17 protein-coding genes are annotated in these 21,946 nt (G+C 71.0%); 7 read left to right on the top strand and 10 right to left on the bottom strand.

All coding sequences use genetic code 11. From position 1 onward, the window contains the following. Nucleotides 1–39: 39 nt before the first annotated feature. Nucleotides 40–2,826 carry a PEP/pyruvate-binding domain-containing protein gene (locus ABT061_RS29895; protein ID WP_350924181.1) on the top strand — a complete coding sequence of 929 codons (2,787 nt, stop codon included), beginning with the start codon at nucleotides 40–42 and terminating at the stop codon, nucleotides 2,824–2,826. A gap of 28 nt (nucleotides 2,827–2,854) precedes the next feature. Here ABT061_RS29895 and ABT061_RS29890 read toward each other — a convergent pair whose 3' ends face one another. Beyond that, the gene (locus ABT061_RS29890; protein ID WP_350924179.1) at nucleotides 2,855–4,456 is read right to left on the bottom strand and encodes a CocE/NonD family hydrolase; all 1,602 of its coding nucleotides are present in this window, start codon (nucleotides 4,454–4,456) and stop codon (nucleotides 2,855–2,857) included. A 91-nt stretch (nucleotides 4,457–4,547) separates the two neighbouring features. Further along, complete coding sequence (locus tag ABT061_RS29885) at nucleotides 4,548–6,254, bottom strand: amidohydrolase (RefSeq protein WP_350924177.1); 1,707 nt, start codon at nucleotides 6,252–6,254, stop codon at nucleotides 4,548–4,550. 110 nt (nucleotides 6,255–6,364) lie between these two features. On the opposite strand from ABT061_RS29885, the gene ABT061_RS29880 reads away from it, so the two are divergent. Both ABT061_RS29880 and ABT061_RS29875 read left to right on the top strand, forming a co-directional pair. Beyond that, the gene (locus ABT061_RS29880; RefSeq protein WP_350924175.1) at nucleotides 6,365–7,054 is read left to right on the top strand and encodes a TetR/AcrR family transcriptional regulator; all 690 of its coding nucleotides are present in this window, start codon (nucleotides 6,365–6,367) and stop codon (nucleotides 7,052–7,054) included. Continuing rightward, entirely contained in the window at nucleotides 7,051–7,704 is a 654-nt protein-coding gene (locus ABT061_RS29875) for a phosphotransferase (RefSeq protein WP_350924174.1), read from the top strand. Before ABT061_RS29880 ends, ABT061_RS29875 begins: the two co-directional genes overlap by 4 nt. 437 nt (nucleotides 7,705–8,141) lie before the next feature. Here the strand turns inward: ABT061_RS29875 and ABT061_RS29870 are convergent, their stop codons facing one another. Genes ABT061_RS29870 through ABT061_RS29850 form a run of 5 tightly spaced genes read right to left on the bottom strand, consistent with a single transcriptional unit; the run spans nucleotide 8,142 to nucleotide 13,556 of the window. Beyond that, on the bottom strand, nucleotides 8,142–9,245 hold the full coding sequence (locus ABT061_RS29870) for a serine hydrolase domain-containing protein (protein ID WP_350924172.1): 1,104 nt from the start codon (nucleotides 9,243–9,245) through the stop codon (nucleotides 8,142–8,144). Nucleotides 9,246–9,248: 3 nt separating this feature from the next. Next, nucleotides 9,249–10,559, bottom strand: a complete 1,311-nt coding sequence (locus ABT061_RS29865; protein WP_350924170.1) for an amino acid permease — start codon at nucleotides 10,557–10,559, stop codon at nucleotides 9,249–9,251. A gap of 59 nt (nucleotides 10,560–10,618) precedes the next feature. Further along, nucleotides 10,619–11,401 (bottom strand): enoyl-CoA hydratase/isomerase family protein, encoded by a 783-nt coding sequence (locus ABT061_RS29860; protein ID WP_350924168.1) that lies wholly within the window; start codon nucleotides 11,399–11,401, stop codon nucleotides 10,619–10,621. Next, nucleotides 11,398–12,939 carry an AMP-binding protein gene (locus tag ABT061_RS29855; protein ID WP_350924166.1) on the bottom strand — a complete coding sequence of 514 codons (1,542 nt, stop codon included), beginning with the start codon at nucleotides 12,937–12,939 and terminating at the stop codon, nucleotides 11,398–11,400. The genes ABT061_RS29860 and ABT061_RS29855 overlap by 4 nt, the downstream gene beginning before the upstream one ends. Then, nucleotides 12,936–13,556 carry a TetR/AcrR family transcriptional regulator gene (locus ABT061_RS29850; protein ID WP_350924164.1) on the bottom strand — a complete coding sequence of 207 codons (621 nt, stop codon included), beginning with the start codon at nucleotides 13,554–13,556 and terminating at the stop codon, nucleotides 12,936–12,938. The genes ABT061_RS29855 and ABT061_RS29850 overlap by 4 nt, the downstream gene beginning before the upstream one ends. Before the next feature lie 81 nt (nucleotides 13,557–13,637). Here ABT061_RS29850 and ABT061_RS29845 point away from each other — a divergent pair, with 81 nt between their 5' ends. Continuing rightward, on the top strand, nucleotides 13,638–13,862 hold the full coding sequence (locus ABT061_RS29845) for a response regulator transcription factor (protein ID WP_350924162.1): 225 nt from the start codon (nucleotides 13,638–13,640) through the stop codon (nucleotides 13,860–13,862). 825 nt (nucleotides 13,863–14,687) lie between these two features. On the opposite strand, the gene ABT061_RS29840 is transcribed toward ABT061_RS29845, so the two are convergent. Both ABT061_RS29840 and ABT061_RS29835 read right to left on the bottom strand, forming a co-directional pair. After that, nucleotides 14,688–15,767 (bottom strand): alpha/beta hydrolase family protein, encoded by a 1,080-nt coding sequence (locus tag ABT061_RS29840; protein WP_350924160.1) that lies wholly within the window; start codon nucleotides 15,765–15,767, stop codon nucleotides 14,688–14,690. 340 nt (nucleotides 15,768–16,107) lie between these two features. After that, a complete protein-coding gene (locus tag ABT061_RS29835; RefSeq protein WP_350924158.1) occupies nucleotides 16,108–17,241 on the bottom strand; it encodes an alpha/beta hydrolase family protein in 1,134 nt (377 codons plus the stop codon). Between the two features lie 148 nt (nucleotides 17,242–17,389). On the opposite strand from ABT061_RS29835, the gene ABT061_RS29830 reads away from it, so the two are divergent. The 3 genes from ABT061_RS29830 to ABT061_RS29820 all read left to right on the top strand — a co-directional run bounded on the left by ABT061_RS29830 (nucleotide 17,390) and on the right by ABT061_RS29820 (nucleotide 19,649). Next, nucleotides 17,390–18,487, top strand: coding sequence for a sensor histidine kinase (locus ABT061_RS29830; protein WP_350924156.1), 1,098 nt, complete (start codon nucleotides 17,390–17,392; stop codon nucleotides 18,485–18,487). Continuing rightward, nucleotides 18,484–19,155 (top strand): response regulator, encoded by a 672-nt coding sequence (locus ABT061_RS29825; RefSeq protein WP_350924154.1) that lies wholly within the window; start codon nucleotides 18,484–18,486, stop codon nucleotides 19,153–19,155. Before ABT061_RS29830 ends, ABT061_RS29825 begins: the two co-directional genes overlap by 4 nt. A 98-nt stretch (nucleotides 19,156–19,253) precedes the next feature. Continuing rightward, a complete protein-coding gene (locus ABT061_RS29820; RefSeq protein ID WP_350924152.1) occupies nucleotides 19,254–19,649 on the top strand; it encodes a hypothetical protein in 396 nt (131 codons plus the stop codon). Here the strand turns inward: ABT061_RS29820 and ABT061_RS29815 are convergent. Continuing rightward, on the bottom strand, nucleotides 19,641–21,929 hold the full coding sequence (locus tag ABT061_RS29815; protein ID WP_350924150.1) for a glycoside hydrolase: 2,289 nt from the start codon (nucleotides 21,927–21,929) through the stop codon (nucleotides 19,641–19,643). The genes ABT061_RS29820 and ABT061_RS29815 overlap by 9 nt on opposite strands. Between the last annotated feature and the right edge of the window lie 17 nt (nucleotides 21,930–21,946).

Genomic DNA, 21,946 nt, shown 5'->3' with positions numbered 1-21,946 from the left:
GCAGTACGCATCAGATGCAGCGGCACAGGGAGCGGCCCGATGGACGGCGTGGAGCGTGACCGGCTGGCCGGCGACATCCCATCCCCGACGCCTCCTGCGGGGTCTCGGCAGGAGGCGCCGCTGCCTCTCATCCTGAGATTCGAGGACATCGGGGCGGAGATGCTGCCCCTGGTCGGCGGCAAGGCGGCCAATCTCGGCGTGCTCACCACCGCCGGGCTCCCCGTTCCCCCGGGCCTGTGCGTCACCACCGAGGCCTACCGCAGGGTCACCGAACGGACCGCGCTGAAGGATCTGCTCACCGCGCTCGCCACCACGCCCGCCGAGGACGTCGCCGCCCTGAACGCGCTGGCCGCCAAGGCCCGCGAGACCGTGCTCACCGCACCGGTCCCCGATGACATCGCGGACGTCGCGAGGAGCGGCGCGAACGGCCCCGTCGCGGTCCGCTCCTCCGCGACCGCCGAGGACCTGCCGCACGCCAGTTTCGCCGGGCAGCAGGACACCTATCTCAACGTGATCGGCGCCGACGCCGTGCTGGACGCGGTCCGGCGGTGCTGGGCCTCGCTCTGGACCGACCGGGCCGTCGCCTACCGGGCCGCGAACGGCATCGACCACGGCACCGTGCGCCTGGCGGTCGTCATCCAGGAGATGGTCCAGTCCGAGGTGGCCGGGGTGATGTTCACCGCCAACCCGGTCACCGGGCGGCGGCGCGAGGCGGTGATCGACGCCAGTCCCGGTCTCGGCGAGGCCGTGGTCTCCGGCGCGGTCAATCCCGACCATTTCGTGCTCGACACCGCCACCGGCCGGATCACCGAGCGCCGCCTGGGAGACAAGCAGGTGGCCGTACGGTCGCTGGCGGGCGGCGGCGTCGAGCACGTCGAGACCCCCGCGGACCCCGTGGAGAGTGCCTGCGTCACCGACACGCAGCTGGCGGCGCTGGCCGAGCTCGGCGACCGGGTCGAGCGGCACTACGGGGCGCCCCAGGACATCGAGTGGGCCATCGACGCCGCCGGTGTTCTCTGGCTGACCCAGGCGCGTCCCATCACCACCCTCTACCCGATCCCCCACCACGCGGAGCCGGCCGCGAGCCCGGCGGGCGGTGCTCCCGCCGTGACGGGCGACACCCGGATCTACTTCTGCTTCAGCCTGGCCCAGGGTCTCCACCGGCCGATCACCCCCATGGGCATGTCGGCCTTCAGGCTGCTCTCGTCATCGGTGTCCGAGATACTGGGGATGCCGGTGGCCGACCGGCCGGCCGGGGCCCCGCCCGTCGCCGAGGCGGGCGGGCGGCTGTTCTTCGACGTCACCGGCCTCATTCGCAGCCGGGTGGGCCGGGTGCTCTTCCCGAAGGTGCTCGACGTGATGGAGGCCAGGTCCGCGAGGGTGCTGCGCGGACTGTTCGACGACCCCCGGTTCGGCGTCACCCAGCCCTCGCTCCGGCCGCCGCTGCGCCGGGCGATGCGGATCGCGGCCCGCTTCCACATCCCGCGCCGCTTCGTACGGGCCCTGCGCGACCCCGCCTCGGCGCATCGGGACGTGGAGCTGCTCCGGGAGCGCCTGCGGGGACGGCTCCCGGCACCGCGGGGCGCCACCCCGGCCGAGCGTCTCGACCATGTCGAGCGGATGCTGGGCGGCCAGATCTTCCCGCTGCTGCCGACCATCGCCCCGGCCGCGGCGGCCGGGTTCGCGATGCTCGGCCTGGCCGCCCTGGTGCTGGGCGACCGGGCCCGGCCCGGTGAGCTGGAGACGGTGCTGCGCGGGCTCCCGCACAACGTGACCACCGAGATGGACCTGGCGCTGTGGCGGCTGGCCGCCCGCATCCGCGAGGACGGCGAGGCCGCCTCCCTGCTGCTCGGCACCCCCGCCGCCGAGCTGGCCGAACGCTTCCACGCCGGGACGCTGCCCGGCGTGCTGGGAGACGGCCTGGCGGACTTCCTCTCCGGCTACGGCGTCAGGGCGGTCGCCGAGATCGACCTCGGGCTGCCGCGCTGGTCGGAGGAGCCGACCCACATCCTCGGCGTCCTCGCCAACTACCTGCGGCTGGAGGACCCGGCCCTGGCCCCCGACGCGCTGTTCGCCAGGGGCGCCACCGAGGCCACTGTCATGATCAAGACTTTGAGCGGGCGTGCCGGAGGGCCGCGCGGGCGCCTCGTCCGCTTCGCGCTCGGCCGGACCCGCGCGCTGGCGGGCCTGCGTGAGATGCCCAAGTACGTCGTGGTGACCGCCCTGGCCGCGATGCGGGCCGAGCTACTGGCCGTCGGTGCCGAGCTGGCCTCCCGTGGCCTGCTCTCCCGCGCCGACGACGTCTTCTTCCTGACCTTCCACGAGGCCAGGGCGGCCCTTGGCAGCCCGGCCTCGCCAAGGGCCATCGCGCCGACGGAGGCCACACTGGGAGATCTCGTGGCGCGGCGGCGTGCGGAGGCCGCCCGCGAACTGCGCCGCAGGCACGTCCCCCGCGTCCTGCTGTCCGACGGCACCGAACCGGAGGCCACCGCCGTACGGGCGCCGGTGGACGGCGCGCTGACCGGCACCCCGGCCTCGGCGGGCACCGTCACCGGTGCCGCCAGGGTCGTCCTCGACCCGGTCGGCGCGCACCTGGAACCCGGGGAGATCCTGGTCTGCCCCTCCACCGACCCCGGCTGGACCCCGCTGTTCCTGACGGCGGGCGGCCTGGTGATGGAGATGGGCGGCGCCAACTCCCACGGCGCCGTGGTGGCCCGCGAGTACGGCATCCCGGCCGTGGTGGGCGTGAGCGGGGCGACCGAGCACATCGTCACCGGCCAGGAGATCACCGTCGACGGCGCCTCCGGCGTCGTCACCGCCACCTGACCACAGGCGCGGGATGTCGGTCAGGGGCTCACGGGGTGACGGTGAGGGAGAGGAAGGTGGCCGCCGGGCGCAGGGTCTGGACCGAGGGGCGCGTGGCGATCGCCGACCACGGGTCCTCGGCGGTGCCGGGGTGCGGGGCGAACAGCGGGTAGTCGCTGCAGGAGAGCACGAGCCGCAGCCGGTGGCCTGACCGCAGCCGGTAGCCGGTGTGGCCGAGATCGACCTGGACGCCCGCCGGCCCGGTGATCAGCGCCTGCCCGCGGGAGATCATGTGGGCGGAGCCGTCGGGGGCCACGTCGTGGAGCTTGACGAACAGGTGCATGCTCGGCGCGTCGGTCTCGACCGCGACCAGGGCGTTGACCGGCCCGGTCAGGTCCAGCGGGCGCCCGGCGGGCTCGCCGGTGAAGACCACCACGTCGGGCCGGTCGTGCAGCGGGCTCTCGTCCGGGTACTCGTGCAGGAAGACCCACGGGTCCTTCACGATCGACGGGACCGGATCGGCCGGGTCGTGCGTCCACCTGACGACGCGCGCACCCGTCCCCGGCGTGGTGGCCAGCGCGTTCCCCGACGGGTGCAGGAGCAGTTCCACCGCGTCCCGCGGCGGCCACTCGCCCGCCGTGCGCTCGCCGTCGTGCCCCTGGAACCACGTCGCCCGCGACAGCGAGGTGACCGGCCGCAGCCCTCGTACGAACACGTCGAAGAAGTCCAGCGTCCGGCCGAGGTAGCGGGGCAGGATCCGGTCCAGCAGGGCGGCGTCGAGCGCGTGGTCGTCCGCGGGGGCGACGGGGGCCTGGGCGAGATGGTAGGTGTGGTGGTCACAGGCGTCGGCGTCGAGGTAGGCGAGGTCCCGCCAGGCCGGTACGGCGAGTTGCGCCGAGTGGTCGCGCATGGACAGGTCGATGAGGTTGTCGAACCAGCCGACCCGGTGCAGCACCGGGACGGGGCGTGCGGTGAACGGGTGCCGGGAGGCGAACGGGTTGACCGGCGGCCAACCGGCCAGCATCGCGTCCACGGCCGCGGAGCGGGCTCCGATCGCGGAGAAGGCGGGTTCGAAGACCTCCCTCAGCGGCCGGACCGACCAGTCTGTCTCGTAGTAGTGGACGTCCCTGTCCACCCACATGTGCGCGAAGTAGGCGGCCTGGTACAGGCAGCTCACCCGGCCGGCGAGGAGCATGTCCGAGATGCCGGTACCGGTCACCCGGGGCGCGACGGCCCGCAGCGCCGGGTGGCCGCCGGCGACTCCCGCCCACTGCGTGTAGCCGTGGTAGGAGTCGCCGGTCATCGCGACCGCCCCGTCCGACCAGGGCTGCCCCACCACCCAGTCGAGCGTGTCGTAGGTGTCCTCGACCTCGTGGACGAACGGCATGGTCTCGCCTTCCGAGCGGAACTTGCCGCGTACGTCCTGGGCGACGAAGACGTAGCCGCGTTCCAGATAGCGCGGCGCGATCCTGTCGACGGCCATCCACGCGCTCGCCTTGTCGTACGGCATGCGCGAGACGACGACCGGGTGCCTGCCGGGTGCGGGCGGCAGGTAGACGTCGGTGGCCAGCCGGGTGCCGTCGCGCATGGGCACCATGAACTGTTCGGCTCCCGGGTGGAGAGGGGCCGGGCCGATCCTGAGGGTTTCCATCAGGGATCCTCTCTTGAGGTTGATCCGGTGGTCTTCGGCGAGGTCGTCGCCGGGAGGGCGCTCGGGGTCGCCCGCCCGGCCCCGGTCGTGGTCATCGGGAGGTCCGCTCGTGAACCAGGACGCCCTCGACGAAGGTGAGGTCCACCCTCGCGTCCGCGACCTCGTGGGCCGGTTCCTCGAACGGGTCGCGGTCCAGCACGGCCAGGTCCGCGTACTTTCCGACGGCGATCGTGCCGGTGAGGTGGTCGAGGTGGTTGATCCACGCTCCCCCCGCGGTGTAGGCGCTCAGCGCGTCGGCCAGCGCCAGCCGCTGCTCGGGCAGGAAGGGCTCGCCCTCGCGGTCGCCGGGGACGAGCCGGTTGACCGCACCGTGTATCCCCCACAGGGGGTTGGCGCTGGAGACGGGCCAGTCGCTGCCCGCCACCATCGTGACCCCCGCCTCCCGCAGCGCGCCGAAGGCGTACTGCCGCCGTGACCGCTCCTCGCCCAGGAACGGGATCGTCAGTTCGGCCATCTGCTCGTCGCGAACCGCCCAGAGCGCCTGCATGTTGGCCGCGACCCGCAGCCGCCGCAGGCGTGGCACGTCATCGGGGTGGACCAGTTGCAGATGGGCCAGGTGGTGACGGTTGTCCCCCCGGTGACCACGCCCCCGCGACGGCTCCGGATCGGCGGTCCTGCCCCGTGCGCCCTCGATCGCGTCGAGGGCCTCGCGCACCGCGCGGTCGCCGATCGTGTGGAAGTGGATCTGGAAGCCCTCGGCGTCCAGCAGGCGTACCGCCTCGCCCAGCGCCCCCAGGTCGAGGTAGCTGTGCCCCCGCCTCTCCCCTCCCCCGCCCGGCGACCGGTACGGCTCCAGCAACGCGGCGGTGAAGTTCTCGCACACGCCGTCCTGCATGATCTTCACCGAGGTGGCGGCGAACCGGCCGACCGTGCTCGTGGCTCGGCGCCTGACCAGGTCGTCGAGCTGTGCCACGCCCGCGTCCCTGTCCCACCACAGCGCACCCACCACCCGGGCCGTCAGCCGCCCGTCGGCCGCGGCCGCGCGATAGGTCTCCAGCGCGTCGGGGTAGCTCAGGTAGTCGCCGACCAGGGCGTCCTGCCAGCCGGTGACGCCGAGGGAGTGCAGATGGCGCTGGCCTTCCATGAGCGCCTGCGCGTACTCCTCGGGCGAGACGGCGGGCAGCAGCCGGGAGACCAGCTCGGCCGCGTTCTCGTGCAGCGTCCCGGCCGGGGTGCCGTCGGGGTCGCGCTCGATCCGGCCGTCCGGCGGGTCGGAGGTGTGCCGGTCGACACCGGCCAGCTCCAGTGCCCTGCTGTTGACCCACGCGCCGTGCCCGTCGCGGTTGAGCAGGAACACCGGCCGGTCGGGCACGACGCGATCCAGGTCCTCCCTGCGCGGCGTGCCGCCGGGGAAGTGGTCCATCGACCAGCCGCCGCCGACGACCCAGGGGCGGCCGGGGTGCGCGGCGGCGTAGGCGGCGACACGGGCCAGCGTTTCGGCCGCGCCCACCGAAGCCGGGGCGGCCAGCTCCCCCTCTCCCGCGAGCAGGTCGCACCTGGCACGTCCCAGGCCCCCGAAGACCGGATGCGCGTGGGCGTCCACGAATCCGGGGATCGCCAGGGTGCCCGCCAGGTCGACCACCTCGGTGGTGCGGCCGATCAGCTCCCTGACGGCCGGCGCTCCCAGCGCCACGATCCGTCCCTGGCGTACGGCGACCGCGTCGGTCCACGACCTGACGGCATCGGCGGTGAAGACCGGGCCGTCGATGAGAACCAGGTCCGCCGGCTTCTCGTTCATGGCCCCTGAGCAAACACCCGGGACACAGCGATGTCAATGCCTTGGACTATAGTTTGGTCCATGGCTTTGAATTCCGGCCGGACGCGGAGGCGACCTGAGATGATGACCCGGTGAGCAATCCTCAGCGACGTCCCCGCCTGCCCCGCGGGGCACTCACCCCCGACCTCATCGTGAGCACGGCGCTGCGCCTGCTCGACGAGGACGGGGCGGCCGCCTTCAGCATGCCCCGGCTGGGCAGGGCGCTCGGCGCCGACCAGACCGCCGTCTACCGGCACTTCAACGGCCGTGACGACCTGCTGCTCGCCGTCGCCGACCGGCTGCTGCAGGAGGCGTTCGAGGGTTTCACCGCGGCCCCGTACTGGGCGGACACCCTCGCCGAGCTCTGCCGCAGGGTCCGCGCGACCTACCTCGCCCACCCCGCGGCCGCGGCCCTGTCCGGGCCGCGCACGACCAGGGGAACCGCGGAGATGCGCGCGGCGGACACCATGATCGGCGCACTGATCGGCGCCGGTTTCGACGGCACCCGGGCGGCGATGCTCTACCGGGTCGTCGCCGACTTCGCGCTCCTGTGGTCGGGTGGGGAGGCCGCCTTCCACAGCCTCGCCCCCGAGACCAAGGCGGCCGAGGTCGCCGGGACGAGCCTTGCCTACCGCGCGGCCGACCCCGACTCCCACCCCCACATCCACGCGATCCGCGACCATCTCCCCAAGGTCGATCCGGACGAACTGTTCGAGACCGCGCTCGGGCTCCTGCTCGACTCCATCGTCAGGGAATCCGGTGATGACGGGAAACGGCCGTGAAGCTGATCGCCAGGGGCAGGACCGCGGACGTGTACGCGCTCGGCGACGATCGGGTGCTGCGCCGGTACCGCCAGGATGGGCCGACCCACCAGGAGGCGCGCCTGATGACCTACCTCTCGGCTCAGGGATACCCGGTTCCGCGGGTGCACGACGTCACCGACACCGATCTGGTGCTCCAACGGCTGCACGGGCCGACGATGCTGGAGGCCCTGCGGCGGCGGCCCTGGCGGACGACGGCGTACGGCCGGCTGCTCGGCGAGCTGCACGACACGTTGCACGCGGTCACCGCGCCCGACTGGCTCCCGCGCCGGTTCGCCGGCGAGTCGGACCACCGGGTGCTGCACCTGGATCTCCACCCGGCCAACGTCATCCTCACCGACCGCGGGCCGAGTGTCATCGACTGGTGCAACGCCGCCGCCGGGGATCCCGCGGCGGACGTGGCCCAGACCCTCGTGCTGGTGCGGAACGGCGACGTCTCGGGGTTCGCCGCCCGGCTTCGCAGGCGTGCCCTGCTATGGGCGTTCCAGCGGGAATGCCGTACCGATCCGGCGTCGCGCACCGCCGAGGTCGTCACGGCGCGCCTGGCGGACCCGAACGTCACCGCGACCGAGGCGGCACGACTGCGCGCCCTGCGACCGGCGGACTCGTGATCCGTGGGTCGTGGGTCGTGGGTTCAAGTCCCACCCGCCCTACTCCGTCGCACCCCATCCGACCTGGGGTTTCTCGGTTCTCCTCGGCCTTGCGCCGAGAACCCGAAGGCCGACGCCGACCAGTTCGCCGCTGATGCGCTGATGACGAGCGGGGAAGCAGTCGCGACAAGGCCGCGAGCACGGCCCGATCTCCAGGCTGGAGATCGGGCCGGTTCACCTGACGGCGCAGCACAGCGACCTGATGGCGAAGCACCACGATCTCGATCGCTTTGGCCCGATCACCGCGACCCAGCACCAGAAGCTGAAAGACACGCCCGAGAATGAGATGGAGGCAGGACCACAACACCGTCAGCAGGATGCCCGAGACCTCATCATGCTCGAGCCACACACACCCAGGTCAACCTCGGCGGCTGAGTTTCCGCACCCCACCGGGCGCGTCAGGTCGCTGGGCAGGTCACCGGCTTGCCGAAGGCGTGGGTGAAGGTGCTGTGGACGAGCTTCTTCCAGGGGCCGAAGGCGACGGCGACCGACTGGGTGATGGTGCCCGTGACCGAGACGCGGTGCTTGGGCGAGTAGTAGTTGAAGGAGCCGAAGAACCCTCCGTGTCCGTAGATCGTCTCGCCGGCGACGGTCTCGGTCTCGATGCCCATGCCGTACGGCGTGCCCGCCTTCTCGCTCTGCGGGGTGATGGTGAGCATGGTCTTCAGGGTCCGTGGGTCCTTGAAGACCTTGCCCTCGAACAGGCCGCGTATGAACGTCGTCAGGTCACCGGCGGTGCTGACGAGGCCGCCGCCGCCGAAGGTGTCGAAGGTGGGGTTGAAGCCGTGGGTGTCGAGGTCGCCGAGGTAGGGGTGGGCCATCGGGCCAAGGGGCCGCTCCCAGTACTCCAGGTAGGTGTGCTTCATGCCGAGCGGCTCCAGGAGCAGCTCGCGGTAGAGGCGGTGCAGCGGCATCCCCGCCGCATCCTGGGCGACGAGCGCGGCCAGGACGTAGCCGCTGTCGGAGTAGCGGTAGACCTCGCCGGGCTTGCCGTAAGGGGTGCCGTGCTCGATGGCCCAGGTGACGAGCTCGGTGGGGCTCCACGTCTTCTGGGGGTGCGCCAAGACGTAGTCGTACCAGGAGGCGTCTTTCACGTAGTCGAAGACGCCGGAGGTGTGGGTGAGGAGCTGCCTGACGGTGATCTCGGAGCCGTACGGCAGTCGCGCGATCAGCTTGGGGTCCAGATACTTCAAGATGAGGTCGTCGAGCCCGAGCTTGCCCTGCTCCACCAGCTTCAGCACGACGGCCGCCGTCATCGTCTTCGTGCTGCTGGCCGTACGGAAGCCATCGGAAACCCGCAGATCACGCCCGCCGCGCTGGAACTTGCCGCTCGCGTCGGTGAAGCGCCCACCGGGCCCGTCGACCTGGAGGATCGCGCCGGGGACCGGCGATCGGACCGCCTCGTCGATGAGGCACTGATACATGCGCGGGGACGCCTGGGCGGGGCTCGTACCAATAATGAGGACCAGAGCCGCGCAGAGCGCGGCGATCAGCGTTCGCAAGGGTCACAACTCCTGTTGACGGAAGCGGGAAATGAGCAGGTGGACCAGTAGGAGACCGCCGAGGACCGCGGCGACGCCCACGACCACGGGGAGCGCGCCTGGCGAGGTGGCCACGGCCACGAACGCCAGCACCAGCGCGACGATCACGGTCCAGGTCAGCCACGGATGGCCCCACATCCGCAGCGGCAGCGGCTCCAGCGCCTGGCGGCGAAGTCTGAGCTGGCTGAACGCGATGAGGACGTACAGGACCAGGACGAGCTGCCCGGCGGTGTTGATCAGCAGGCCGAACACGGCCTGCGGGTCCACCGCGTAGGCGGCGAACATGATCACGAGGGCCAGGCCCGAGCCGAGGAGCAGCGCCCGCGCGGGCACCCCTCTGGCGTTGACGAGGGCTATCGCGGCGGGCGCGTCGGCGCGGGAGGCCATCGCGGTCAGGATGCGCGAGGCACCGTACATCGCCGCGTTCGCCACCGACAGGACCGCGACCAGGATCACCACGGTCATGGCCGGGCCCGCGCCGGGGATGCCGAGCCGGTCGATGGCGGTGACGAAGGGGCTGTCCTCGCCGTTGGCAGGGACCTGGTTCCAGGGCACGATCGCGAGGATCACGAAGACCGAACCGACGTAGAAGATCAGCACTCGCCAGACCACCCGGATGGTCGCCCTGGCGATCTCCTTGGCGGGCTCCTGCGACTCGGCGGCCGCGATGGTGACGATCTCCGCGCCGAAGTAGGAGAACAGCACGGTGACCAGGGCCGTGGCGACGGCGCCCCAGCCATTGGGGACGAACCCGCCGTACTCCGTCAGGTTCGACAGCCCGACGCCGCCGCCGGGCCACAGCCCGACGATGAACAGCAGCCCGGCCGCGATGAAGGCGACGATGACGACGACCTTGATCGTGGCCAGCCAGAACTCGGTCTCGCCGAACAGCTTCACCGAGACCAGGTTCGCCGCGGTGACCGCCACGACCAGCGCGACCGCCACCGGAAGCACCGGCAGCGACGGGAGCAGCGAGTGCAGCAGCTGGGCTCCCGCCACCCCCTCGAACGCGACCACCGCGATCGCGAAGAGCCAGTAGCTCCACCCGGCCAGGAAACCAGCGCGCTCCCCCAGGGCGAGGCGCGCGTAGTCGGCGAAGGACCCCGAAGTGGGGCGGGCCGCGGCCATCTCACCGAGCATCCGCATCACCAGGACGACGATGACGCCGCCGAGTACGTACGCGATCAGCGCGGCGGGCCCGGTGTCGGCGATCACCTTGCCGCTGCTGACGAACAGCCCGGCGCTGATGATGCCGCCCAGGCCGATCATCGTCATGTGGCGTGACTTGAGCCCGCGCCATAACGCTGGAGGGTGGTCGAGTTCGGTCATGGCGTTCAGTTCCCCTGGAACGTGGCGGCACGCTTCTGGGCGAAGGCGTTGACGCCCTCGATCATGTCGGTGCTGTTGAGGCAGGCGAACAGGCCCTCGATCTCCACGGCGAGGACTTCCGGCAGGTCCAGCTCCCACACCTGGGTCATGGCCTGCTTGATGAGCCGTACGGGTGTGGGCGCGGCGGCGGCCACCTGCTCGGCCATGGCGAGCGTGGTGCCTGGCAGTTCGGCGTCGGGGACGAGCCTGCTGACCAGCCCGGTCGCGTACGCCTGGGCCGCGTCGATGCGCTCGCCGGTCAGCAGCAGGTCGACGGCGCGGCCGTGCCCGACCAGCCGGGGTAGGAAATACAGCACGCCGTTGCTGGGGAAGAAGCCTCGGTGCACCTCCTTGAGCGCGAACGTGGCGCTTTCGCCGGCGATCCGGATGTCGCTGGCCAGCGCCAGTTCCACGCCGATGCCCACCGAGAGTCCGTTCACCGCGCAGATGATCACCTTGGGGTGCTCGGTGAGGAGCATGGTCAGCTCCTGCAGCGCCTTGGTGCGTTCCTTGAGGAGCTCCGACTCCTCCCCCAGGTGCCCGGCCAGTTCCTTCAGGTCGGTACCCGCCGAGAACGCCCGGCCGGTGCCGGTGAGCACGACCACGCGCACGGCCGGGTCGTCAGCCGCCTCCTCCAGGGCGGTGACCAGCTCACGGTAGGTCTGGTCGCGGAAGGCGTTGAGCACCTCGGGCCGATCGAAAGTGATCACCATGGTGGCGCCCTCGTGGCGTACCTTCAGGTCGGTCATCGTTTCCCCGTCTCTCTGTCGAATGCCGTCTCACGGCTGATGGGCAGCAGATGCTTGGCTATGCGCTCGGATGGGGTCATCGGGAACGCGTCGACGAACTCCACGAACCTGGGCACCTTGAAGGCGGCCAGCCGCGCGGCGACGAACGCGGTCAGTTCGGCCGGTTCGACCGGCGCGACGAGCTGCACGAGGGCCTTGGCCTCTTCGCCCAGTACGTCGTCGGGCACGGGGATGACGGCGGCGGCCCGCACCGCCGGGTGCTCGGCCAGTACGGCCTCCACCTCGGCGGCGGCGATGTTCTCGCCGCCGCGCCTGATCATCTCCTTGAGCCTGCCGACGAGGTGGAAATGTCCTTCGGGGTCGCGGTAGCCGAGGTCGCCCATCCGGTACCAGCCGTCGGTGAACAGCGCCTCCTCGCGGCCCCAGTAACCGAGCATCATCGGCTCGCCGCGTACGACGATCTCGCCGATCTCGCCGTCGGGCAGCGTGGCGCCGTCCTCGCCGACGACCTTGGCCTGCTTGCCCGGAACCTCCCGGCCCATCGCGCCGGTGCCGACGCACGCCGTGTCGTCGGCGGCCACCGCCAGCACCACGCCCGCCTCGGTGCTGCCGTATGCCTCCCGCCAGGGCACGCCCCAGCGTTCCTCGAAGGTGGTGTGCAGGTCGGGGGCGATGCCCGAGCAGAGCACGAGCCGCATCCGGTGGTCGCGCTCGACGGCGGGGTCGGGCGGCTGCTTGAGCAGCATCAGCGGCATCGTGCCCAGCACATAGCTGAAGGTGACGCCGTGCTCGCGGACCGAACGCCAGAAAGTGGAGGCGGAGAAGCGCTCCAGGATCACCAGCGGGATCCCGGCCAGCAGGGCCAGGACCGTGTTCCACTGCGGGTCCATGTAGTAGAAGGGCTGCGCGGTAAGGTCCACGTCGTCGCCGGTGACCAGCGCCATCTCGCCCGCCAGCTCCGCCAGGTGCAGCCAGTAGCCGTGGGTCAGCATGCAGCCCTTGGGGAAGCCCGTGGTGCCCGAGGTGTACTGCAGGTTGAGCAGGTCGCCACGGGTGAGGTCAGGCAGCTCGTGGACGGCCTCGGCCTCGGCCAGCTCGGCTCCCGCGTCGAACGCCCCGTCCGCGGATTCGACGGCGGGGCCCGCGTCCGCGGGGTCGAGCAGCCCCACCTGGCCGATCTTCACTTCCCGCAGAGCCCGTACGGCTTGCGCCGTGCCGGTCAGTGCGAGGACCGCGCCCGAATCGCCGATCACGTGGGCCAGGTCGGCGCTGCGGTAGCCGGGGTTGACCGGCACGATGACCGCGCCGAGCTTCGCGATCGCCAGCCACGCCACGGGGAAGCCGATTCCGTTGGGCAGCATCACCGCCACCCGGTCGCCTCGCCGTACCCCTCGGGCGGCCAGCACGTTCGCCAGGCGGTTGGTACGGTCTTCGACCTCGGCCACCGACGTCGATCGGCCGCCGAACCTGAACAGCACCCGCTCCCCGTCCTCCCCGGCGCGTTCGCGCAGCAGGTGACCGAGACTCCGCGCGCTCACGCCCGGGTCGCCAGGTCGAATATGGCCACCAGCTCGGCCGCGCAGCCGGTCAGGTCGACGGCGTGCTCGTCGAAGACCCACTGGAGCATGACGCCGTCGATGGCGCCCTGGATCGTGGTGGCCAGTGTGGAGGGATCGAAAGCCCTGAAGGCGCCGCTGTCCTGGCCCTGTCGCAGCAGGCGCTCCACGTGGCGGCGGCACGGGTCGTACATCGTGGCGTTGAAGCGCTGTTTGGCCTCCGGGGAGCCGAAGCTCCCCCAGATGTCGACAAGGGCCACAAAGTTGTCCCGGTTGTCGATCATGAATTCGAAGCTCGCCTCGATGTAGGCGCGCAGCTTGGCCGCGGCGTCCTCGACGGCGTCGACCCGCGCCTTGACGAAGCGGTTCGTCTCGACGAACAGTGCGTTGATGACCTGCTCGATGAGCTCGTCACGGCCGGAGAAGTGGTAGGAGATCACCCCTCTGCTGACTCCCACGTCGGCCGCGATCTTCGCCAGCGACGAGTGCGCCAGACCGTTGGCCGCGATCGTGGAGATCGCGCCCGTCACGATCTGCTTGCGGCGAACTCGCTCGATGAGGGAGCCTTTTAGACCGTCGTGCTCAAATTTTGTCCTCATGGCCAGAATTCAAACGGCGTGGTACAAATCCGGCAAGAGCAAGTGGAGAGGTCAACGGTTTACCCTCAGAACGGACCCCCCATGAACGATCCGAAACTCGCCCGCCTGGGCGAGCAGGAGCGCGAGATCCTCGCCCTGATGGCCGAAGGCTGCTCGAACGCGACGATCGCCGCCCGGGTCTGCCTGTCCACCGCGTCGGTGGAGCGGCACATCTCGGCCGTGTTCGCCAAGCTCGAACTGCCGCACACCGCTAACCGCAGGGTGCTGGCCGTACTGAGCTACCTGAGCCAGGCTCCTCGACGGTGATGGTCCGCGCTCTCTGACTGATCGGGATGGACTCCCGATTCGTCGGCTCCGCCTGACCGGACCGGGCCGCCTTCGGCCGGACCGTGGCGGAGGCCAGGGACCAAAGGTCACGCGAGCGGTATGGCCCGACGGGAACCCCTGCTGACCTCAACGCGGGCCAAGCGAATCCTCAACACGCCGCGACCTACCTTCCTGCCTCCGGCTGAGCTCGCGCTCTTCAGCGATCGCCTCGCTGAGCGGGCAGAAAGGGCAGATGTTGAAGTCGCTGAGCTGCGCGAGTGTCGACCGCCGAACGCGTCGCCGTACGGCGGTCGTCCGCCGTACGTGCGCGATCCACCTTCCACAACAAGACTGCCGTTAAGCCAGGCGTGCGCAACCCTCTGACCGAACTGCGCGGCTAGGCTCGCGCCGCGCGCGAGCTGCAGGCCGCCGCATGGGCCCGCAACAACGCCCACGAAAACGAGCGCCGGGCCGTCATCGCCGCCGGCATCTCGGTGAGGCGCGCAGCCGAAATCGGTGAGGTCAGCATCGACTCGGTCACCCGCTGGAGCAAGCCCGGCACCGCCGTACCCGCCGACCGGCCCGCGGTGGCCGGCCAGATAGCACCGAAGGACCCCTGCCACTTATCGCAGCGAAAGGTCACAGCCAGCGACGCCGCGGGCGACCTCACTGGTATAGACGCTCTCGTCCCCAGCCCAACCCGACCCTGGGCAGGAAGACGAGCTGGGTGAGCGCGTACCCAGCGTGGTTTCGGACACGAGGGCCCCCCTTGCAAACGACAGGGGCCATCGCCGAGGCGGACCATGACGCGGCGTGCAATTCGCATCAACGCTGGTAGCCGATCTCGGGGAACTGCGCCGAAGGGGCCTTGAGCAGGGCGGAGGGGTGGCTGCGGAGGTGCTCGTCGAAGAAGGCCGCCGGGTACTCCCTCTGGAAGGCGAGCGCCTGTTCCACCGGGATGGTCCCCACCAGCTCCTCCAGCTCCGCCTTCCCCAACCCCAGCTGCGCGGCAGCCAGCCGGATCAGCACCACGTCGTCGCCCATGGAGTTATGCCCAGCGCCCTTGATCGTGAGGTGCAGCCGCCACCCGGTCAGCTTGTCCCAGAACTGCCGGACCAGGGGGTTCTTGTCCATGCCGCCCTTGCCCGTAGTGTCCACCACGACGAATGGGCGGTCCAGAGCCCCCCGGCCCTCGTCACTCTTGCCGAGTTTGGCGCCGTCCAGCCCGAACCCGGCCTTGATCCGCGTGTCGGCGAACATGGCGGACGCCGTGGTCCAGGCGCCGAGCGAGTGGCCGAACATCCCGATGCGCTCCAGGTCGAACGAGCCCGCCTTGTCGAGCGAAGGGAGCTGGTCGAGGACGAAGCGCACGTCGGCCACCCGGACGACGACGGCCTGGTCGAGGTCGGTGGGCTGCTTTCCGGCGACCACCCGGCCGCCGGGGAACTCCACGACGGCCGCGTCGTACGGATGGTCGATCGTGACCACGACGAAGCCGCGGCTGGCCAGCTCCTGCGCGACTCCGGTCCCGTAGGAGCGGGAGGCGTCGAGGCCGGGCGAGTACAGGATCACGGGCAGCTTGCCCAGCCCGGTGTCCATCGGCGCGCCCTCATATCCGCTGGTGCGGTCCAGGCGCAGCCCGGTGATGCCCTGGTCGCGCATATAGTGCTCGGCTGCTGCCTTGGGCATCCACGGTGCCACAGGAAGGCCGGCCGTCGTCTTGGCCGGGTACCACAGGCTGATCATCAGCTCCCGCCCGCGCTCCGTGTCCTCCAGGCGCGTCGCGGTCGTGCCCACCGGGTGGGGTCCGGACGGCTTGGGCGGCTCGAACGTGACCGGCTGCCGCTCCGAGCACGCGGTGACCAGCACCAAGAGGCAGGCGAGGAGGAAGGTGGTTCGCTTCATGTCTCCAGGCTCGCCTCCGGCCGGGCCGCCCGCCTCGGCCGCGCGACCGAACCTGCCGTCAGCCCAGAAGGGTACGAAGGTCGAGGAGCTCGGTACAAAAGCAGCTGTCAAGGAGCAGTTTCGCCCCCACTCGCCCACCCGTCGCTGAGGAGTCCGCTGCCATCAGGTCAGCGGCCCTGGGGTGGGTTTTCGCGGTGCGAGCGGGGTCTTCGACTACGTCGAGGACCCGGCCTGGTACGACCCGTCGTCACCCACCCGGACAAGACATGGACATGGAAGAAGCTCATCGCCAGCGCCCTGGCCGCGTCACTCGGGCGGCCCGTTCCGGGTTGTGAGTGACCTATCTGGTGTAGGTCACCTCGGGAAAGCGCGGCGTCGGCCTGTCCAGCAGCGGGGACTTCCGCCCGCGCAGGAACCGGTCGAAGAAGGCCAGCGGGTAGGCCCGTTGGAAGGCCAGCGCCCGCTTCTCCGTGATCGTCCCGACGGATCCTGCCAGCTCCTCCTTTGGCAGCCCGATCAGAGGCGCGACCTTCCTGATGAGCCGGGCGTCGTCGCCGAAGGAGTTGTGCGCCGCCCCCTTGACGGTGAGGTTGAGCCGCCAGCCGCGCAGGTTCTTCCAGAACGTCTGAAGGACGGGGTTGGTGGCCAGCCCGCCCTTGCCCGGGGTGTCGACCACCAGGTATGGCCGGTCCAGCCCGGCCTCCGCGACCGGACCGAGCACCGCGCCGTCGAGCCCGAGCCCGGCCTTGATGCGCTTGTCTGCGTACATGGCCGAGGAGGTGGAGGCGCCGCCGAGGGAGTGGCCGAACATCCCGATCCGCTTCATGTCCAGCACCCCCGACAACCCCGCCGGGAGCTTGTGCGCGGCCAGTTGGTCGAGCACGAACCTGGTGTCGTCGGCGCGCACCTTGGCCGCCTTGACGAAGTCGGTGATCTCACCCGTGGGGTTGGTGGCGACCCGGCCGCCGGGGAACTCCACGACGGCCGCGTCGTAGGTGTGGTCCATAGTCACCACCACGTAGCCGCGGCTGGCCAGCTCCTCGACCACCCCGGTCCCGTAGGAGCGCGAGGCGTTGGCGCCCGGCGAATACAGCACCACCGGCAGCTTCCCGAGCCGCCGGTCGGCAGGGGCGCCCAGATGACCGTCCGTCGCGCCCAGCACCAGCTTGCCCGGCGGCACGCCGAGCGCGCGCAGATAGCGGTCGGCAGCCGCCTTCGGCATCCACGGCGCGACCGGGTATCCCGCCGTCTTGCGCGCCGGATACCAGATGCTGATCATCAGTTCGCGCTTGTTCCCTGCCACCCACGGGTCGGTCCTGGACTTGTCGACCAGGTGCAGCGCAACCGTGCCGATCTTGTGCGGGCCGGTGGGGGACGGCGGCTCGAACCGCACCGGGGCGGTGGCCGCGACTGCCGGGGCGGCGGCCACCGCCAGGAGCGCGACGACGCCGATCACGAGAGTTGTTCGTTTCATGCTCTCCACGCTGCCGTCCGGGCAGGCGTACGGCATCGCGCCGCGGAACGAATCTCGCCTCAACCCAGGACGCTACGCGAAAACCGCTGCTCCTCCTCGCGGACGATGTTACTTCCCGGCCGGTGACCTGCGCGGATACTGTCGGCTGGTGAACGAGACCCTGGTGGTGCACAGACTGCGCCACGGCCACTGGGTGGCCCTGGACGTGGCGGCCGCGCTGCTGCTGGCCGCCGCCTTCGCCGCCGCGGCCCAGCTGAGGACCGGCCTGCCACCGGCGACCGCGCTGTCCGCCCTGGCCGCACTGCCGGTCGCGACCCGGCGCGGGTGGCCGCTGCCCTCGCTGGCGGTGTCGCTGGCCGCAGCCGTCGCCGCGCTGCTTATGGGCGTGGACTCCGCCTACCTGCCGGTCGCCGTCGTGCTCTACTCGGTCGGCGCGCAGAAGCCGCGCAGGCGGGCCGTCACCGGACTGGCCGTGTCCCTCGTCTGCGTGGCGGCCGCCCTGCTCGCCGCCGCCTGGCCGTCCTGGACGCAGGCGCTCGGCAGCGCTGGGTTCGGCCTGGCCCTCATGGGCCTGTCCTGGACGGCAGGCCTGGCCGTACGCGAGAAGAATCTTCTTGCCGCGCGTACGGCGGAGCGGGCCGTGGTCGAGGAGCGGCTGCGGATCGCCAGAGACCTGCACGACGTCGTCGCGCACAGCATGAGCCTGATCACGATGAAGGCGGGGGTTGCCGGGCTCGTCGCCGAGACCCGTCCCCAGGAGGCGCGCGAGGCGCTGCGGCTCATCGAGACCACCGGCAGGGAGGCGATGCTGGAGATGCGCGCGATGCTCGGCATGCTGCGCTCGCAGACCAGCCCCCAGGGCACGGCGCCCGCGCCCCGGCTGCAGGACCTGCACGCGCTGGCCGCGCACGCGGGGGTCGAGGTGGACCTGCGCGTCGAGGCCGAAGGTCTGCCCGAGGGGGTCGGCCTGGCTGTCTACCGGATCGTCCAGGAGGCGCTGACCAACGTGGTGAAGCACGCGGGAACCGGCTGTCGGGTGCGGGTCACCGTACCGAAGGCAGGGGTGGTGGAGGTCGAGGTAGCCGACGAAGGCCGGGGCACGCCGCGCGATGGGGGCGGCCACGGGCTGCTCGGCATGCACGAACGCTGCCTCATGTACGGCGGGCAGCTCACCGCCGGCCCGGACCCGAGCGGCGGCTTCCGCGTCCTTGCCCGCCTCCCCTACGCGCTGAAGGACACCCCGTGATCAGGGTCGCCGTCGCCGACGACCAGCCGTTGCTGCGCGCCACCCTCACTAGGCTGGTCGGCACCGCCGACGACATGGTCGCCGTCGGCGAGGCGGGCACCGGCGACCAGGTCGTCGAACTGGCCGCGCGCACCAGGCCCGACGTCGTGCTCATGGACGTCCGCATGCCCGACATGGACGGACTGGCCGCGACCCGCAACATCCGCGCCGACCCGGCCCTGTCGCAGGTCCACGTCATCATCCTGACCACCTTCGACCTCGACGAGTACGTCTACGAGGCGCTCCGCGCCGGGGCCAGCGGATTCCTGCTCAAAGACATCCCGCCAGCCGACCTGCTGGCCGCGATTCGGGTGGTCGCTTCCGGCGAGGCGCTGCTCGCGCCGACGGTCACGCGCCGGCTCATCGCCGAGTTCGCCCGCAAGGAGGCGGCCGAGCCCCTGATCGCGCGCGAGCTGGCAGCGGTGACCGGGCGCGAGCGCGAGGTGCTGACGCTCATCGCCCGTGGCCTGACCAACCCCCAGATCGCCGCGCACTTGGGGCTCAGCATCTCCACGGTTAAAACCCACGTGCGCAGGCTGCTGTCGAAGCTGGACGTGCACGACCGCGCCCAGCTCGTCATCGTCGCCTACGAATCAGGCCTGGTCACCACCGCCAAGCGGAGCAGGTAAACGATCAGGCCGCCGCGATGGCCGTGAGGAGGCCGAGCCGTGCCGCCCGCCTGGCGGGCAGGAGCGCGGCCAGGAAGCCGACCACCACGGCAGCCGCCATGACCGTGCCGACGTGCCCACGGGATCACGAGCTCGGTGATCCCGTCCTGCGACCGTTGTATGGCCACCCCCCAGGCCAGCCCGAGGAGGCCCTGTTCGAACGCGAGCTCACCGCCGACCAGATACAGCCGCCACACCCTGGCCTGCTCCTCGCCGACCAGCGTGACGGCCTCGGCGTAGCGGGCCTCGAACGACGCACGCGGCTACGCGCCACCCTCGCCGCCCACGACACCGGCACCGGGGTGTACTTCGACTCACGCGCCTGGATCATCACAGCCCTGCGCCTGCCGGTCGCCCGAACTGCGGTCGCCCAGGCCCTGAACCGGCCATGGCCCAGAGGTTCGGCCGGGAAGACAACCATCGTTCCGCCGCTGGGTGGAGTGGCCTCAGGGTAGCTGGTCAGGGGCCGCTGTCAGGCCGTAGTAGATGCGCGGGGCGCCGTCCAGCCGGATTTTGACCTTGCCGCCGCGGGCGGTGAGCCGCCGTTCCCTGCCGAGGCAGTCGAGCTCCCTCACCGAGCTTCCAGCGGCGGCCACCTTCAGCTCCGTCTTGGTCGGCCAGCCGTCCACCCATGGTTCCGGCGCGGCGAACCACATGGAGCCCGGCGCGTGGTCGGTGTTGAGCAGGTACCCGTCCTTCCTGCTCCACAGGATCGAGACGGGTCCTTCCTCCGTGCTGAACAGCAGTCCTTTCAGATCGGGGTCGGCCGGCTTCAACCAGCGCACGAACGTCGCCCGGTCCAGCACCTGCGCAGCCGTGGCGTAGGCGAGCATGGACGGCTTGGCGCTGGTGTCGCGGTTCATGAGCCCGTAGTGGTACTCGGGGTTGGTCGGGTCGGCCATCTGCGGCTTGCCAAGGACGCTGTCGTGCAGCTGGTACCAGTTCACGCAGCGCACCCCCTCGGCCTTGGCCAGTGCCAGGGTGAGCAGGACGTTCTCTGCAGCCTGCCGGTAGGTGTCGTGCCACCAGCTGTTCGGCTTCGTACAGGCGTAGGCCTCGGTCAGCCACAACTCCTTGTGCCCGTACTCCGCGATCGTCTCGCGGGCCTTGCGCAAGCCACCGAGGAAGTTCCAGTAAGAGCCGTTGGCGCCCTGCGTCCACTCCTCAGGAGGCGGCGCGTAGTCCGGCGTGAAGTTGCCCCTGCCCGGGTGGAAGGCGAACCCGTCGATGAGGTCCCAGCCGCCGGCGTCGTGGAAATTCTTGGTCCAGACGTGATCCATGCCGGCCAGGCCTGCGTTGAGCACCTTGGTGGGCGCTCCCGCGGCGGTCAGCCGGTCGCGTACCGGGCGTAATCCGTCCCGCACGTAGGCGGCGGCGGTCTCGCCGCTCATCCATGGCTTGTTCACCTCGTTGGCGACCTCGAAGTAGTCGGCACCCGAGCCGATCGCCTTCTGCGTGTTCGTGTCGGCCCAGGCGGCGACCTCGGCGGCCGTTCCGCCCAGGGGGATCCCGGCGAGCTCGATGTTGTGACTGATCCCCGCCGCGTCGAGGGCGGCGGGCGGGAGGCCCGGTCCGCCGTCGTAGGAGATGCGGACGCGCTGGATGCCCAGGCGTTTCATCAGTCCCACAACAGCGGCGGCGTCGGGCTGGAGCAGCCAGGGGTAGTTGGCGATGCCGAACATGCTGTCGGCGCCCGCCTGGTAGGTGTGCGGTGGCAGGACGGTGAGGTTGGTGCGGGCGAACGCGCTGTCGGTGCCCGCGGTGGCGCTCACCTCGGTGAACACGATTCCGCGGGGTGGCGAGGTGACGGTGAAGGTCTGTCTCCACGCGGCTCCTGCCGCGACCGTGCCGGTCACGCTGCCGCCGGCCAGCGTCCTGCCGTCGAAGTCGCGGGCCCACCACGAAAGCTTCACGCTGCGGGCGGCGCTTCCCCCGTTGGCGACCTCGGCGTGCAGGGCCATGGGCTGGCCGCCGGCGTCCCAGAGGGAGAAGGGCTGGTCGGTCCAGACCTCCACGCCGAGTGGAAGGCCCGCGCCCATGGTGCCGCCCGCGGCGGGTCGCATCGAGCCGAGCACCAGGTCGGCCTCCGTCGCGGCCGCGCTCGCGGTTCCCGTGCCCGGGGCGTGGATCCAGGTGGCGTTGGTCCAGGCGGGGGTGGTGGTGGCCAGCCGGAAGTAGGCGCGGGTGTCGGCCCAGGTCTCCTGGTAGACGACCCCGGCATTGCTTTCGTACGGCACTCCTCCGCCGGCGTCGCGGTTCCACGTCGTCAGCGCGGCGAAGGACTCGGGCGCCGAGGGCGAGACGACGGCGCGGCCGAGCATGAAGCCGGCCGGGATCAGCGTGGTCGAGCCGCCGACCTCCCAGCGAAGCTTCACACGGTGCGGCGCGACGCGGAAGACGCCGCGGATGGTGATTCCCCCGGCCGTGCTGGGGAGCGTGTAGTCGACCTGGATGGCCTGCGTGCCGTCCTGGAGCGTGACGAGCGACGGCGTTCCGCCGGTGGTGCGCTGGATGCCGGTGACGGAGTCCTTGGCCATGAACCCGGTGAGCCTGACCCGTTCGACGCCGCCGCCGTCGCGGACGGTGATGCCGCCGTCGGTGCCGGCGGTCAGCGTGATGCCGTCGGCGGAGATCGAAGGGGTTTCGGCCTGGGCCTGTGCCGCGGGAACCAATGCCCCTGCGAGTCCGACCGCTACGGCTCCGCCGAGGAAGCGGCGTCGGGGGATGTCAGACATGAAGATCTCTTCCCTGT

It is taken from the genome of Streptosporangium sp. NPDC002544 (assembly GCF_040295965.1).
GTDB lineage: Bacteria > Actinomycetota > Actinomycetes > Streptosporangiales > Streptosporangiaceae > Streptosporangium.
This window is presented reverse-complemented; position numbering and strand designations above follow the sequence as displayed.

What these genes read in the sequence shown, in the direction of transcription:
- ABT061_RS29895 (WP_350924181.1), top strand. Translation starts at nt 40, where the DNA reads ATGGACGGCGTGGAGCGTGACCGGCTGGCCGGCGACATCCCATCCCCG.
- ABT061_RS29890 (WP_350924179.1), bottom strand. Translation starts at nt 4,456, where the DNA reads ATGGAAACCCTCAGGATCGGCCCGGCCCCTCTCCACCCGGGAGCCGAA.
- ABT061_RS29885 (WP_350924177.1), bottom strand. Translation starts at nt 6,254, where the DNA reads ATGAACGAGAAGCCGGCGGACCTGGTTCTCATCGACGGCCCGGTCTTC.
- ABT061_RS29865 (WP_350924170.1), bottom strand. Translation starts at nt 10,559, where the DNA reads ATGACGATGATCGGCCTGGGCGGCATCATCAGCGCCGGGCTGTTCGTC.
- ABT061_RS29860 (WP_350924168.1), bottom strand. Translation starts at nt 11,401, where the DNA reads ATGACCGACCTGAAGGTACGCCACGAGGGCGCCACCATGGTGATCACT.
- ABT061_RS29850 (WP_350924164.1), bottom strand. Translation starts at nt 13,556, where the DNA reads ATGAGGACAAAATTTGAGCACGACGGTCTAAAAGGCTCCCTCATCGAG.
- ABT061_RS29845 (WP_350924162.1), top strand. Translation starts at nt 13,638, where the DNA reads ATGAACGATCCGAAACTCGCCCGCCTGGGCGAGCAGGAGCGCGAGATC.
- ABT061_RS29840 (WP_350924160.1), bottom strand. Translation starts at nt 15,767, where the DNA reads ATGAAGCGAACCACCTTCCTCCTCGCCTGCCTCTTGGTGCTGGTCACC.
- ABT061_RS29835 (WP_350924158.1), bottom strand. Translation starts at nt 17,241, where the DNA reads ATGAAACGAACAACTCTCGTGATCGGCGTCGTCGCGCTCCTGGCGGTG.
- ABT061_RS29820 (WP_350924152.1), top strand. Translation starts at nt 19,254, where the DNA reads ATGACCGTGCCGACGTGCCCACGGGATCACGAGCTCGGTGATCCCGTC.
- ABT061_RS29815 (WP_350924150.1), bottom strand. Translation starts at nt 21,929, where the DNA reads ATGTCTGACATCCCCCGACGCCGCTTCCTCGGCGGAGCCGTAGCGGTC.